The following is a 14,277-nucleotide window of genomic DNA, read 5'->3' as shown; positions in this document are numbered from 1 at the left end:
TGGCCGGGGCCCCCTTGCCAACCGCGTTGGATGTGCGGTCTGGCGATCCGGGTCAATAAAGATCGACCGGGTCGACATCCAGTGACCATCTCACCTGTCGCCCGCTTGGCATGTTTTCCAGTGCCAGCAGCCAGGTCGCGAGCAGCTTGTGCAGTGGTGCGCGGGCGTTGGCTTGAACCAGCAACTGGGCGCGATAGCGCCCGGCGCGTCGCTCCATGGGGGCTGGAACCGGCCCCAGTAATTCGATGCCACCCAGTGCCATGTCCTTGAGCAAGCGCTCTGCTTCGCTGCAGGCTTCGTCCAGAAAACCCTCGGCCTGGCCTGGCTTGTGCGCCTCTGCGCGCAGCAATGCCAAGTGCGAAAAGGGCGGCAGCCCTGCGGCGCGACGTTCGCTGAGGGCCTGCTCGGCAAAGGCGAAATAGCCCTGCTCGGTGAGCTGGATCAGCAGCGGGTGGTCAGCCAAATGGGTCTGGATGATGACTTTACCCGGCTCTTCTGCGCGACCAGCCCGGCCTGCAACCTGCACAATCAGCTGGGCCATGCGCTCGCTGGCGCGAAAGTCGCCCGAAAACAGTCCGCCGTCGGCGTCCAGAATCGACACCAGGGTTACGCGGGGGAAATGATGCCCTTTTGCGAGCATTTGGGTGCCCACCAAAATGCATGGCTGACCCTTCTGGATGGTGGCAAACAGTTGATTCATCGCGTCCTTGCGAGAGGTGCTGTCCCGGTCCACGCGCAGCACGGGGAAGTCCGGAAACAGTATCGCCAGTCGCTCTTCGGCGCGCTCGGTACCCGCACCCACAGGGCGCAGATCGACCTTGCCACACGCCGGGCAGTTGCGCGGCACGCGTTCGACATGCCCGCAGTGGTGGCAACGCAGCTCGCCCGAGCGTTGATGCACCGTCATGCGCGCGTCGCAGCGCGTGCATTCCGATAGCCAGCCACAGTCATGGCACAGCAGCGTCGGCGCAAAGCCGCGACGGTTGAGGAACACCAGCACCTGCTGGCCTGCTGCCAGGGTCTGGCCGATGGCTTGCTGCATGGGGCCCGATATGCCGCTGTCCAGAGGACGGCTTTTTACATCCAGGCGCAGGAAGCGTGGCTGCTGAGCCCCGCCTGCACGCTCGTTCAAACGCAGGAGCGCGTACCGCCCGGTGTAAGCGTTGTGCAGGCTCTCCAGCGACGGTGTGGCCGAGCCGAGGACAATGGGAATGTCTTCCTGACGCGCCCTTACCAGCGCCAGATCACGGGCGTGATAGCGCAGGCCTTCCTGCTGTTTATACGAGCCGTCGTGTTCCTCATCGATGATGATCAGCCCCGGGTTTTTCATCGGGGTGAACAGCGCCGAGCGGGTGCCGATGATGATGTCGGCTTCGCCATCGCGGGCCGCCAGCCAGGCATCCAGTCGATCGCGATCATTGACGGCCGAGTGCAGCAGCGCGATGCGTGCGTTGAATCGTTGCTCGAAACGCGCAAGGGTCTGCGGGCCCAGGTTGATTTCAGGAATCAGCACCAACGCCTGTTTGCCTGCTTCCAGCGTCTCGCGGATCAGTTGCAGGTAAACCTCGGTCTTGCCGCTGCCCGTCACGCCTGCCAGCAAAGACGCATGAAAACTGCCGAATCCTGAGCGAATCGCCTCATAAGCGGCGCGCTGTTCGGTATTGAGCGGAAGCTCCGGCTGCGCCAGCCAATGTTCGTGCCGCTCCACCGGAGCATGACCGCGCACCTCGACGGTCACCAGGGCCTTGGCGAGCAGTAGATTGAGGCTCTCGCGGTTGAGCATCAGTTTGCTCAACAGCTGGTGGGCCACCCCATGCGGGTGCTGGGCCAGCGTGCGCAGCGCCTCTTTTTGCTTCGGTGCGCGGGCGATGCGCGGATCATCGATGCTGGCGTCTGGCGCGACCTGCCAGAAGCGGTCCTGCCGTGCTTCCGCAGGCTCGCCCTGACGCAGCAGCACGGGCAGGGCCCAGCTTAGTGTGTCGCCGAGGCTGTGCTGGTAGTACTGCGCCGTCCACAGACAGAGCTTGAAGAGCGCAGGCGGCAGCGGCGGTTCGCTGTCGAGCACGGCGATGGCGGGCTTGAGTTTGTCGGCCGGCACATCGCTTTTATCGACGACTTCCACCAGCACACCGATCATCTCCCGGCGGCCGAAGGGCACACGCAGGCGCATTCCCGGCTGCAGTTCACTGCGCGCAACACCTGCGGGAGCGAGGTAGTCGAACAGGCGACGCAGCGGCGAGGGCAGGGCGAGGCGCAAGATGGCGTCGGGCACGCGGGGGATATCCTGTTACGGGGTATGACGAAGGGCGCGATCTTAGCAGACGGCCGGCCTCAACGTTCCCTTGCGTGATTGGCAATGTCTGTTAATATGCGCGGCCTAATTCCGTGCGGTATTCAACAATAGTGTTGGGTGGCGGCACGATAGCCCGAGGAAATACCCATGAAATCCGATATCCATCCAGTTTACGAAGCCATTGACGCAACCTGCAGCTGCGGCAATGTCATCAAAACCCGTTCCACACTGGCCAAGCCTCTGAGCCTGGACGTGTGCAACGAGTGCCACCCGTTCTACACCGGCAAGCAAAAAACTCTGGACGTCGGCGGTCGTGTCGACAAGTTCAAGTCGCGTTTCGGTGCGTTCGGTCCAACCAAAGCTCCTGCTGCTGCAGAGTAAGGTTGGCCGTTCTGGAGTTACCAGTGCGTTTCTCCAGGCTGCTTGAAAAGGCGTCCCTCGCGGGCGCCTTTTTTATGTCTGCGTTTTGGCTTTCCACAGCCCAGGCGCTGTGTCCGGCGCCACCTTCGTTGCCTTTGGTCAGCGTGCAGCGAGTGGTTGATGGCGACACGTTGCGCCTCGGTGATGGCCGCAGCGTTCGCATGATTGGCCTGAACACACCCGAAACCGGCAAGAAAGGTCAGGCCGCCGAACCTTTCGCCGAAGCCGCCAAGCGTCGCTTGCAGGCGCTGGTAGACGCTAGCGACGGAGAGGTCAGGCTGCGTGTGGGTGAGCAGCCGGCCGATCACTACGGCCGCACGCTGGCCAACGTGTATGGGCACGATAACGCCAATTTCGAAGCGCAACTTCTCTCGGAAGGGCTGGGCTACCTCGTCGCGGTGTTTCCGAACGTCGCCCTGGTGAATTGCCAGAAGGCTGCAGAGCAGTCAGCCCGTCAGGCACGCCTTGGTCTTTGGCGCAACTCGCCGGTCGTGCCGGTCGAGCGCGTCAACAGCGGCGGCTTTGCAGTGCTCAGCGGCCGCGTGACAGAGGTGCAGCGCAATGGCGGCGGCGTATGGATCGAGTTCGGCAACTCTGTGGTGCTTCGCATCGCCCCCAAGCTGGTCGGCCAGTTTGATGTCCCTGCCATCCAGCGCCTTAAAGGGCAACAGGTCGAAGCGCGGGGCTGGGTCGTTGATCGATCCCGTCGCGGCGGTCTGAAGTCAGGCCAGCCACGCTGGATGATGCCAATCACTCATCCGGTCATGCTGGATACAATCAATAAATAAATTGTAGACACTTACAAGCCTGATTGTGGACTCGCTAAGCCGCGTATTCTGCGGTTCTACGCTGAAAGTCGTAGATGCGGCCTCTTGACACAGGTGACCCGCCAGTCTTGTTAGGACTTTATGACTTGCGTATGCTCGGCGGTCCGTCTGTCCAACACCAAAAAGCGGAATGCCCCCATGTCAGATTTGAAAACTGCCGCTCTCGAATATCACGCCCATCCGCGTCCCGGGAAACTCAGCGTCGAGCTCACCAAAGCCACCGCCACTGCTCGCGATCTGTCGCTGGCCTACAGCCCGGGTGTGGCTGAGCCGGTCCGCGAAATCGGTCGCGATCCGGAGCTTGCCTACAAGTACACCGGCAAAGGCAATCTGGTAGCGGTCATCTCTGATGGCACTGCAATTCTGGGGCTGGGTAACCTTGGTCCGCTCGCGTCCAAGCCAGTTATGGAAGGCAAGGGGGTGCTGTTCAAGCGCTTTGCCGGTATCGACGTGTTCGACATCGAAGTCGACTCTGAAAGCCCGCAGGCCTTCATCGACACCGTGCGCCGCATTTCCATCACCTTTGGTGGCATCAATCTGGAAGACATCAAGGCACCTGAGTGCTTTGAGATCGAAAAAGCGCTGATCGAACAGTGCGACATTCCGGTGTTCCACGACGACCAGCACGGTACCGCGATCGTGACTGCGGCCGGCATGATCAACGCCCTGGAAATCGCTGGCAAAACCTTGGAAGCGGCAAAGATCGTCTGCCTGGGCGCTGGTGCGGCGGCCATTTCCTGCATGAAGCTGCTGGTGAGCATGGGCGCGAAGATCGAAAATATCTTCATGATCGATCGCAGCGGCGTCGTTCACGACGGCCGGACCGACCTGAACCAGTACAAGGCTCAGTTCGCCCACTCCACCGACAAGCGCACCCTGGCCGATGCACTGGAAGGCGCTGACGTATTCGTCGGCCTGTCCGGTCCGAACCTGCTGAGCGCTGAAGGCCTGAAGTCGATGGCAGCCAACCCGATCGTGTTCGCCTGCTCGAACCCGGATCCGGAAATTTCGCCAGAGCTGGCCCACGCCACGCGCGATGACGTCATCATGGCGACCGGTCGTTCGGACTACCCCAATCAGGTCAACAACGTGTTGGGCTTCCCTTTCATCTTCCGTGGCGCACTGGACGTTCGTGCCAAACGCATCAACGAAGAGATGAAAATCGCCGCGGCCAACGCCCTGCGCGAGCTGGCCAAGCTGCCGGTTCCTCAGGAAGTATGCGATGCCTACGGCGGCATCGCCCTGGAATTCGGCCGTGAGTACATCATTCCAAAACCGCTGGATGTGCGCCTGCTGACCGTTGTTTCCGATGCCGTTGCAAAAGCTGCCATCGAAAGCGGCGTCGCAACCCTGCCGTATCCAAAGCACTACCCGCTGAAGAGCGTGGATGACGTGTTCAACGGCTGATAGCCAAGCGGCGTAAAAAAAAGCCCTGCGCAGATGCAGGGTTTTTTTGTGGTCGCTGGTTTTGCGTCGTGCCGGGGTGCTCGGACCTTGCCCCGGCAATCGTAGGAGCCGGCTTGCTGGCGAACCAGTCGTGTCAGTCGACACTTTTATCGCTGATTAATCGGGTTCGCCAGCAAGCCGGCACTACAGATCGGTGTATATCCTGCTGACGGGAGCGTAGAGGCCGACGCAAAACTGTAGGAGCGCGCTTGCCCGCGATGGTGGTGGGTCAGCCAAGTTACTTTCAACTGACCCGACGCCTTCGCCAGCAAGCCGGCTCCTACAGAGGGTCGAGATCGTCGGCGTGCCAGGTTCAACGGCTATTGTCTGAGCGGCATAAAAAAGCCCTGCGCAGATGCAGGGCTTTTTTGTGGTCGCTGGTTTTGCGTCGTGCCGGGGTGCTCGGACCTTCCCCCGGTAATCGTAGGAGCCGGCTTGCTGGCGAACCAGTCGTGTCAGCCTACGCGTTTATCGCTGACCCACCGCCTTCGCCAGCAAGCCGGCTCCTACAGGTTGGTGTATATACTTCTGACGGGAGCGTAGAGGCCGACGCAAAACTGTAGGAGCGCGCTTGCCCGCGATGGCGGTGGGTCGGCGAAGTTGCTATCGACTGCCCCGACGCCTTCGCCGGCAAGCCGGCTCCTGCGGAGGATGCGTCGCCCCGAGATCGTCGGCGTGCCAGGTTCAACGGCTATTGGCTGAGCGGCATAAAAAAGCCCTGCACAGCTGCAGGGCTTTTTTGTGGTCGCTGGTTTTGCGTCGTGCCGGGGTGCTCGGACCTTGCCCCGGTAATCGTAGGAGCCGGCTTGCTGGCGAACCAGTCGTGTCAGCCTACGCGTTTATCGCTGACCCACCGCCTTCGCCAGCAAGCCGGCTCCTACAGGTTGGTGTATATCCTGCTGACGGGAGCGTAGAGGCCGACGCAAAACTGTAGGAGCGCGCTTGCCCGCGATGGCGGTGGGTCTTCGAAGTTGCTATCGACTGCCCCGACGCCTTCGCCGGCAAGCCGGCTCCTGCGGAGGGTGCGTCGCGCCGAGATCGTCGGCGTGCCAGTTCAACGGCTATTGGCTGAGCGGCATAAAAAAGCCCTGCACGGCTGCAGGGCTTTTTTGTCACAACGCTCTATTCCATGATTAGAACAGATCGATCGGGGCCGATTCGTCCGCTGGCAGTGGGCTGCCTGGAGGAGGGCTGCCACCGAGTTCGTTGACGCTGGGCGGGGTGTCCTCGCTCTTGAACAGCTCGAAGAACGCACCAGGCGTGCTTGGCGTTGCGGAGCGGCCGCTGATTGGGTCGATACGCAGGCTGAGGATACCGTCCGGCTCGGCCTGGACATGAGGCGGTTTGTCTTTCAGTGCAGCGCTCATGTACTTCATCCAGATCGGCAGCGCGACGGTGCCACCGAACTCATGGCGCCCCAGACTTTCCGGCTGATCGAAGCCGGTCCACACCGTGGTCACGTAATCAGCGTTGTAGCCGGTGAACCACGCATCCTTCGAGTCGTTGGTTGTACCCGTTTTACCGGCAATATCCGGACGATTCATTGCCAGTGCGCGGCGACCGGTACCCCGCTTGATCACGTCCTGCAGCATGCTGTTGAGGATGTACGTTGTGCGACCGTCAACAATCCGTTCCGCCACCACAGGTGCAGGTGCGCCGCCCGGGGCATCCAGGGCGTTCGGTACGACGTTGGCGGTCAATGGCGGTGTTTCCGGGGCTGCGTACGTCGACGCGCTGCTGATTGCAGCTTCGCTGACGGCTTTGGGGTTCGGGTCGTTGGCCGGGACGGTCGGCGGATTGGCGACGAACAGCGTTTTGCCCTCTCGGTCTTCGATCTTCTGGATAAGGTACGGGCTGATCTTGTAACCGCCATTGGCGAACGCGCTCCAGCCGCTGACGATTTCCATTGGCGTCAGGGTTGCGGTGCCCAGTGCGAGGGACAGGTTGGGCGGCAGGTCCTGCTTGTTGAAGCCAAACCGGGTGATGTAATTGATCGCAGTGTTGACGCCCAGGCTTTGCAGCAGGCGGATCGACACCAGGTTGCGCGACTTGTACAGCGCTTCGCGCAGGCGGATCGGGCCCAGGAAGGTGCCGGTGTCATTCTTGGGGCGCCACACTTTGTCGATGGCTTCGTCGACAAATACGATCGGTGCATCATTCACCAGGCTCGCGGCGGTGTAGCCGTTGTCCAGCGCCGCCGAATAAAGGAACGGCTTGAAGCTGGAACCGGGTTGGCGCTTGGCCTGCATGGCGCGGTTGTAGTTGCTCTGCTCGAACGCAAAGCCGCCAACCAGGGCCCGTATCGCGCCGTTTTGCGGATCCAGCGAAACCAGCGCGCTCTGCGCCACGGGAAGCTGGCTGAATTTGAGCGAGTTATCGGGCTGACGCTGCAAGCGCACCAGATCGCCCACGTGTGCCACGTCTGCGGGCTGCTTGGGATTGGCGCCGACACTGTTGGTGTTCAAAAACGCCTTGGCCCATTTCATGCTGTCCCAGGCCACGCTTTCTTCATTTTCGCCACTGCGCGTCAGCACGCGGATACCGGTTTTGTCGACCTGCGTAACGATGGCCGGCTCCAGGCCGCTGATTGGACGCTGTTTGCTCAATTCCTGCACCCAGCCGTCGCGCGTCAAACCGGGAAAACGGCTCTCCGGCCCACGGTAGCCATGGCGCTGGTCATACTCGATCAGCCCGTCCTGGACGGCCTTGTTGGCGTCTTCCTGAAGGTTGCTGGGCACGGTAGTCGTGACCCGAAAACCTTCTGTATAGGCTTCGCTGCCATAACGGCCGACCATTTCGGCTCGGGCCATTTCGGCGATGTACGGCGCGTTCACTTCCGGGCTCTGGACGTGATAGCTGGCGTTGATCGGCTCGACGAGTGCGGTCTGGTAGGTGTTCTGGTCGATTTTCCCGAGTTTGAACATGCGCCCCAGGATCCAGTCGCGGCGCTCTTTGGCACGCACCGGGTTCGCCAGTGGGTTGAATCGTGACGGCGCCTTTGGCAGGCCCGCGATCATCGCCATTTGTGCGACGCTCAGGTCACGGATGGATTTGCCGTAGTAAACCTGTGCCGCGGCCTCGATGCCGTAAGCACGGTTGCCCAGGTAGATCTTGTTGACGTACAGCTCGAGAATCTCGTCTTTCGTAAGTTGGCGCTCGATTTGCAAGGCCAAGAGAATCTCGGTGGTTTTGCGCGAAAAACTGCGCTCGCTGGTCAGGAAATAGTTTTTCGCAACCTGCATGGTGATGGTCGAGCCGCCGGACTGGATGTGACCGCTCTTGACCAACTGACTCGCCGCGCGCATCAGGCTGCTTGGGTCTACGCCATAGTGGTTTTCAAAGTTGTCGTCTTCGGCCGACAACAGGGCGTGTATGAAATTGGGCGGAATATCGGCGAAACGGATCGGAGAACGGCGCATTTCGCCAAACTCTGCGATGAGCTTGCCGTCGCTGCTGAACACCCGCAGCGGGATCTGCAGCTGAATATTGCGCAGGGCATCGACCGAAGGCAGATTGGGCGCCAGATAGAGAAAGGCGCCGCTCAGGCCGAGCAGCAGCCCACAGACGACCGCGACGATGGACCACCAGAAAAACTTCAGCAGGCGTATCAAGGCTTTTGGATTTCCAGAAAAAAGAATGGGTTAAGCGCAGGCATTTACAAATGAACACGCCTTGAAGCTTTGCTACACGAAAAAAACGCTGGGCATTATAAGCATTTTTCGTCGACGAGCGTTATTTGCGCTACTGTCAAGTCAGCCGACAATGACGTGGCACCAGAAATCATCCGTAAGTGACGGAAACGCATAGGGAATCGGTTGTGTTCGAACTCTTCAGTAAGAAGGCCAACACCCTTCTAGGGATCGATATTAGCTCCACCTCGGTAAAGCTCCTTGAATTGAGTCGTTCCGGCACCCGTTACAAGGTCGAGTCTTATGCGGTCGAGCCGCTGCCTGCCAATGCGGTCGTCGAAAAGAACATCGCGGAGCTTGAAGGGGTCGGCAGTGCTTTGACGCGTTTGCTGGTAAAAGCGAAGAGTAACGTCAAAATCGCGGCGGTTGCGGTCGCCGGATCGGCTGTTATTACCAAGACGATCGAGATGGATGCGGGCCTTTCCGACGACGAGATGGAAAACCAGCTCAAGATCGAAGCCGATCAGTACATTCCCTATCCCCTTGAAGAAGTCGCTATCGATTTCGAAGTCCAGGGCTATTCGGCGCGCAATCCCGAGCGCGTTGAGGTGCTTCTGGCAGCATGTCGCAAGGAAAACGTCGAGGTCCGCGAAGCGGCGTTGGCATTGGCGGGTCTCACTGCACGCGTGGTGGATGTCGAGGCCTATGCACTGGAACGCTCGTTTGGCCTGTTGTCCGCACAGCTGGGTCAGGATCACGAGCAATTGACGGTCGCCGTCATCGACATTGGCGCGACGATGACCACGCTCAGCGTGCTGCACAACGGCCGCATCATCTATACCCGTGAACAGTTATTTGGCGGTCGTCAGCTCACTGAAGAAATTCAGCGCCGCTATGGTTTATCGGTGAGTGAAGCCGGTCTTGCCAAAAAGCAGGGCGGACTGCCGGACGACTATGTCTCCGAAGTGCTGCAGCCCTTCAAGGATGCGGTGGTTCAACAAGTATCCCGCTCGCTGCAGTTTTTCTTCGCGGCCGGCCAGTACAACCGCGTCGACTACATCATGCTCGCGGGAGGCACTGCCTCTATATCGGGTCTTGATCGGCTGATTCAGGAGCGTCTTGGCACACCGACGCTGGTTGCAAACCCTTTCGCTGATATGGCGCTGAGCGCCAAAGTAAACGCCGGCGCCCTCGCCAGCGACGCTCCCGCACTGATGATCGCATGCGGTCTTGCATTGAGGAGCTTCGACTAATGGCACGGATCAACTTACTACCCTGGCGCGAGCAGCAACGTGAGGCGCGCAAGAAGCGCTTTATCCTTGCGCTGGCCGGCGTATTGGTCGTCGGCGTAGGTGCCGTTCTTCTGGCTGATCAATATTTGAGCAGTGCTATCGCTCACCAGAATGCGCGCAACGAGTTTGTCAGAACCGAAATCGTTCAGCTGGACGCCCGTATTAAGGAAATCAGCGAGCTGAAGGCGCGCCGCAAGCAATTGCTGGAACGCATGAAGATCATCCAGGACCTGCAGGGCAATCGACCCATCATCGGCCGCGTATTTGACCAGCTGGCTCGCACACTGCCAGACGGCGTGTTCTTCAACGACGTAAAAATGACGGGGCAGATGATCAGCATCTCCGGTGCAGCCGAGTCCAACAACCGGGTCTCGGATCTGCTGCGTAACCTGGACGCGTCCGACTGGCTGGAGTCTCCGAGCCTGACGGAGGTCAAGGCCAATACCGCGGGCGGCGTGGATCAAACCAACACCTTCCAGTTAACGGTACGTCAGACGCAGCCGGCGGTTGAGGGGGTCAAGCCATGAACATGAATGAATGGCTGGACAGCCTGCGCAAGATCGACATCAACGATCTGGACGTCAACAACCTGGGGTCCTGGCCTGCGGCCGTAAAAACCATCGCCGGCGCTCTGCTGTTGGCGCTGGTGCTGGCAGGTGGCTATTTCTTTTACATCCAGGACATGCAGGCTCAGCTGGATCAGGCGCGCAGTGAAGAAGTAGCGCTTAAAGAGCAGTTTGCGACCAAGGCCTATCAAGCTGCCAACCTTGCGGCTTACAAGAGCCAAATGGTGGAGATGGAAAATACGTTCGGTGCGCTGCTACGTCAGTTGCCGAGCGATACCGAAGTCCCGGGCTTGCTGGAAGACATCACCCGCACCGGCCTGGGCAGCGGTCTTGAGTTCGAGGAAATCAAGCTGCTCCCCGAAGAAGCGCAGCAGTTTTATATTGAATTGCCTATCCAGATCACTGTGACCGGCAGCTATCACGACCTGGCAACCTTCGCCAGTGGCGTGGCCAGCCTGCCGCGAATCGTGACGCTGCATGACTTCGAGATCAAGCCGCTGGATGCCAAGTCCCCGGCGAAACTGCGCATGAGCATTCTGGCCAAGACCTACCGTTATAACGATAAAGGCGTTCAGAACATCGACACGAAAGGGCCTGCGAAATGAGGGCGATGCGTTGGTTGTACCTCGGCGTCACGCTGATGGGGCTCGCAGGCTGTGGCAGTTCGGATGAATTTGACGATCTGAAGCAGTACATGGGCGAGGTTCGCGCGCGTCCGGTCGGCACCATTGAGCCAATGCCCAAGTTCCGGCCATATGAAGCCTTTACCTATGCGGCGGCGAGCCTGCGCAGCCCGTTTCAGCCGCCGGTCAAAATCGATCTGGTCAACCGTCAAAGGGGCTCGCATCTGGTCCAGCCCGATCCGACCCGGGTCAAGCAGTTCCTTGAGGGCTTCAACATCGATTCCTTTGAAATGGTGGGTACGTTGAGTAACGAAAGCGGGACGTTCGCGTTGCTTCGCGGGGCGGGCGGCGTGCATAGGGTGAAAGTGGGCGATTACCTGGGCCGCAACGATGGCCGGATTACGGCAATCAGCGATTCCGCAGTTCAGGTGATGGAAATCGTGCCGGATGGTGAGGGGGCGTGGCTGGAGCGCCCGCTCAGCATCTCGCTCAAGGAACGCTCATGAAGACGGCAAGCAAGCGCAGCACCTTCGAATCTGCACAGTGGTGGAATGTGAACATGAACAGGATTCTTTCGATTATCAGCGTGTCGCTAGGGATGGCGCTGCTTTCACCGATTCTTCAGGCAGCGAACCTCAAGACGCTGGACGTAGCAGCACTGCCGGGGGATCGAGTCGAATTGAAGTTGTCCTTCGATGGCCCAGTGGCGGCGCCGCGTGGTTACACCACCGAGCAACCGGCGCGGATCGCGCTTGACCTGCCGGGTGTCACCAGCCAGTTGGCGATCAAGAGCCGTGACCTGGGTTCAGGCAATGCGCATAGCGTGGTGGTCGTCGAGGCCAAGGATCGCACGCGGGTGATCATCAACCTCACCACGCTCGCGCCGTACAGCTCTCGGGTAGAAGGCAACAACCTGTTCGTGGTCGTGGGCCAGGGTGCGGCTGCGGCGCAAGGTTCACAGCCCAGTACCGCCCTGGGCGCGCCGCGGGTGAGCGTGCCCCCCGCGCAATCGAAGCCTGTTGCCCGTTCCTACGCTCCCGGCCCGCGGTCGGTGAAAAATGTCGATTTCCAACGCGGAGAGCTCGGCGAGGGCAACGTCATCATCGAACTGAGCGACACCGGTATTGCTCCGGATATTCAGGAGCAGGGCGGCAAGATTCGCGTCGACTTCGCCAAGACTCAGTTGCCGGATCCGTTGCGCGTGCGCCTCGACGTGAAGGATTTCGCCACGCCGGTGCAATTCGTCAATTCAAGTGTCAGCGGCGACAAAGCCAGCATTTCGATCGAGCCGTCTGGCGCGTTCGATTATTCCGCCTACCAGACGGAAAACAAGCTGACCATCAGCGTGCGTCCATTGACCAACGAGGATCAGGAGCGCCGTAACTCGGAAAAACTGGTCTATACCGGCGAGAAACTGTCGCTGAATTTCCAGGACATCGATGTCCGGTCGGTTCTGCAGCTGATCGCCGATTTCACCAACCTCAATCTGGTTGCCAGTGACACGGTCCAGGGCGGTATCACCCTGCGCCTGCAAAACGTGCCGTGGGATCAGGCGCTGGATCTGGTGCTTAAAACCAAAGGTCTGGACAAGCGCAAGATCGGTAATGTTTTGCTGGTCGGGCCCGCTGATGAGATCGCCGCCCGTGAGCGCCAGGAGCTGGAGTCGCTGAAGCAGATTTCCGAGTTGGCGCCGCTGCGTCGTGAGTTGCTGCAAGTGAACTACGCCAAGGCTGCCGACATCGCCAAGCTCTTTCAGTCGGTGACCAGTGCGGAATCGAAAACCGACGAGCGCGGCTCGATCACGGTCGATGAGCGTACCAACAACATCATTGCCTATCAGACTCAGGATCGCCTGGATGAGCTGCGCCGCATCGTTTCGCAGCTGGATATCCCGGTGCGTCAGGTCATGATCGAGGCGCGCATCGTTGAAGCGAACGTCGACTATGACAAAGCTCTGGGCGTGCGCTGGGGCGGATCGAGCAATCGGGGGAATTTCACCACTGGCGGCAATGGCACAGTCACCGGCGCAGCGGCGACCAACGGACCTTATGTGGACATGGGCGTGACCGATGCCACCTCGTCGATCGGTCTGGGTTTCCTGACCAATAACACGATTCTCGATCTCGAACTGACGGCGATGGAGAAGAGCGGGAATGGCGAAGTCGTTTCGCAGCCGAAGGTGGTTACGTCGGACAAGGAAACCGCGAAAATCCTGAAAGGTACGGAGGTGCCGTATCAGGAGGCCAGTTCGAGCGGCGCGACGTCGGTGTCGTTCAAAGAGGCTTCGCTGTCGCTGGAAGTAACGCCACAGATCACCCCGGATAACCGCATCATCATGGAGGTCAAGGTCACGAAGGATGAACCGGACTACGTGAACACGGTGCTCGGAGTTCCGCCCATCAAGAAAAACGAGGTCAATGCCAAGGTGTTGGTGGCCGACGGCGAGACCATAGTTATTGGCGGGGTGTTCTCCAACACGCAAAGTAAAGTCGTCGACAAGGTGCCATTTTTGGGCGATGTGCCGTATGTTGGCCGCCTTTTCCGGCGCGATGTGGTCTCGGAGTCAAAATCCGAGCTATTGGTCTTCCTCACTCCGCGTATCATGAACAACCAGGCGATTGCTGTGAGTCGTTGATTCTGTGCGAAATTTAATACTTGTGGGGCCGATGGGGGCGGGTAAGAGCACCATCGGCCGCTTGCTGGCCAAAGAGCTTCGACTGCCGTTCAAGGATTCCGACAAGGAAATCGAACTGCGAACGGGCGCCAATATTCCCTGGATCTTCGATAAAGAAGGTGAGGCAGGCTTTCGCGACCGGGAGCAGGCAATGATTGCCGAGCTCTGCGCGCTCGATGGCGTTGTGGTGGCTACCGGCGGCGGCGCGGTCATGCGCGAAGAAAACCGCCGCGCATTGCACGCCGGTGGTCGAGTGGTGTATCTGCATGCCTCGGTCGAGCAGCAAGTGGGCCGGACTTCCCGGGACCGCAACCGGCCATTGCTGCGCACCGCCGACCCCGCGCGCGTGCTGCGCGAACTGCTGGCTATCCGCGATCCGCTGTACCGGGAAATCGCCGATGTGATCATCCAAACCGATGAGCGGCCGCCCCGAATGGTGGTCATCGACATCCTTGCCCTTCTGGCCGAGCTTCCTCCCCGTTAAAGCGCAGACGGAAATGCGCTATC

11 protein-coding genes are annotated in these 14,277 nt (G+C 59.9%); 9 read left to right on the top strand and 2 right to left on the bottom strand.

Annotated features, from left to right (window positions below; all coding sequences use genetic code 11):
• Positions 1-52 precede the first annotated feature (52 nt).
• Positions 53-2,272: a primosomal protein N' gene (locus tag LT42_RS18325; RefSeq protein ID WP_037016044.1), complete on the bottom strand. Its 2,220-nt coding sequence runs from the start codon at positions 2,270-2,272 to the stop codon at positions 53-55.
• A 168-nt stretch (positions 2,273-2,440) separates the two neighbouring features.
• Between LT42_RS18325 and rpmE the strand changes: the two genes are divergently transcribed.
• The 3 genes from rpmE (at position 2,441) to LT42_RS18310 (ending at position 4,947) form a co-directional block, all read left to right on the top strand.
• Positions 2,441-2,674, top strand: coding sequence for a 50S ribosomal protein L31 (gene rpmE, locus LT42_RS18320; protein WP_037016040.1), 234 nt, complete (start codon positions 2,441-2,443; stop codon positions 2,672-2,674).
• Between the two features lie 23 nt (positions 2,675-2,697).
• Positions 2,698-3,501: a thermonuclease family protein gene (locus LT42_RS18315; protein WP_037016037.1), complete on the top strand. Its 804-nt coding sequence runs from the start codon at positions 2,698-2,700 to the stop codon at positions 3,499-3,501.
• A 177-nt stretch (positions 3,502-3,678) separates the two neighbouring features.
• A complete protein-coding gene (locus LT42_RS18310) occupies positions 3,679-4,947 on the top strand; it encodes a malic enzyme-like NAD(P)-binding protein (RefSeq protein ID WP_037016034.1) in 1,269 nt (422 codons plus the stop codon).
• A 1,172-nt stretch (positions 4,948-6,119) separates the two neighbouring features.
• Here the strand turns inward: LT42_RS18310 and LT42_RS18305 are convergent.
• Entirely contained in the window at positions 6,120-8,594 is a 2,475-nt protein-coding gene (locus LT42_RS18305) for a penicillin-binding protein 1A (RefSeq protein WP_420806911.1), read from the bottom strand.
• 209 nt (positions 8,595-8,803) lie between these two features.
• Between LT42_RS18305 and LT42_RS18300 the strand changes: the two genes are divergently transcribed.
• Genes LT42_RS18300 through aroK form a run of 6 tightly spaced genes read left to right on the top strand, consistent with a single transcriptional unit; the run spans position 8,804 to position 14,254 of the window.
• Positions 8,804-9,868 (top strand): pilus assembly protein PilM, encoded by a 1,065-nt coding sequence (locus LT42_RS18300; protein ID WP_037016028.1) that lies wholly within the window; start codon positions 8,804-8,806, stop codon positions 9,866-9,868.
• Entirely contained in the window at positions 9,868-10,434 is a 567-nt protein-coding gene (locus LT42_RS18295; protein ID WP_037016026.1) for a PilN domain-containing protein, read from the top strand. Before LT42_RS18300 ends, LT42_RS18295 begins: the two co-directional genes overlap by 1 nt.
• Positions 10,431-11,078, top strand: a complete 648-nt coding sequence (pilO, locus tag LT42_RS18290) for a type 4a pilus biogenesis protein PilO (RefSeq protein ID WP_037016024.1) — start codon at positions 10,431-10,433, stop codon at positions 11,076-11,078. The genes LT42_RS18295 and pilO overlap by 4 nt, the downstream gene beginning before the upstream one ends.
• Entirely contained in the window at positions 11,075-11,602 is a 528-nt protein-coding gene (gene pilP / locus LT42_RS18285; RefSeq protein ID WP_037016021.1) for a type 4a pilus biogenesis lipoprotein PilP, read from the top strand. The genes pilO and pilP overlap by 4 nt, the downstream gene beginning before the upstream one ends.
• A gap of 53 nt (positions 11,603-11,655) precedes the next feature.
• Positions 11,656-13,731 carry a type IV pilus secretin PilQ gene (locus tag LT42_RS18280; RefSeq protein WP_037017528.1) on the top strand — a complete coding sequence of 692 codons (2,076 nt, stop codon included), beginning with the start codon at positions 11,656-11,658 and terminating at the stop codon, positions 13,729-13,731.
• 4 nt (positions 13,732-13,735) lie between these two features.
• On the top strand, positions 13,736-14,254 hold the full coding sequence (gene aroK, locus LT42_RS18275; RefSeq protein WP_037016018.1) for a shikimate kinase AroK: 519 nt from the start codon (positions 13,736-13,738) through the stop codon (positions 14,252-14,254).
• Positions 14,255-14,277 lie beyond the last annotated feature (23 nt).

The organism is Pseudomonas lutea (genome assembly GCF_000759445.1).
GTDB classification, from domain to species: Bacteria; Pseudomonadota; Gammaproteobacteria; order Pseudomonadales; family Pseudomonadaceae; genus Aquipseudomonas; species Aquipseudomonas lutea.
Note: the sequence above shows the minus strand (reverse complement) of the source record. Positions and strands in the feature narration are given on the sequence as shown.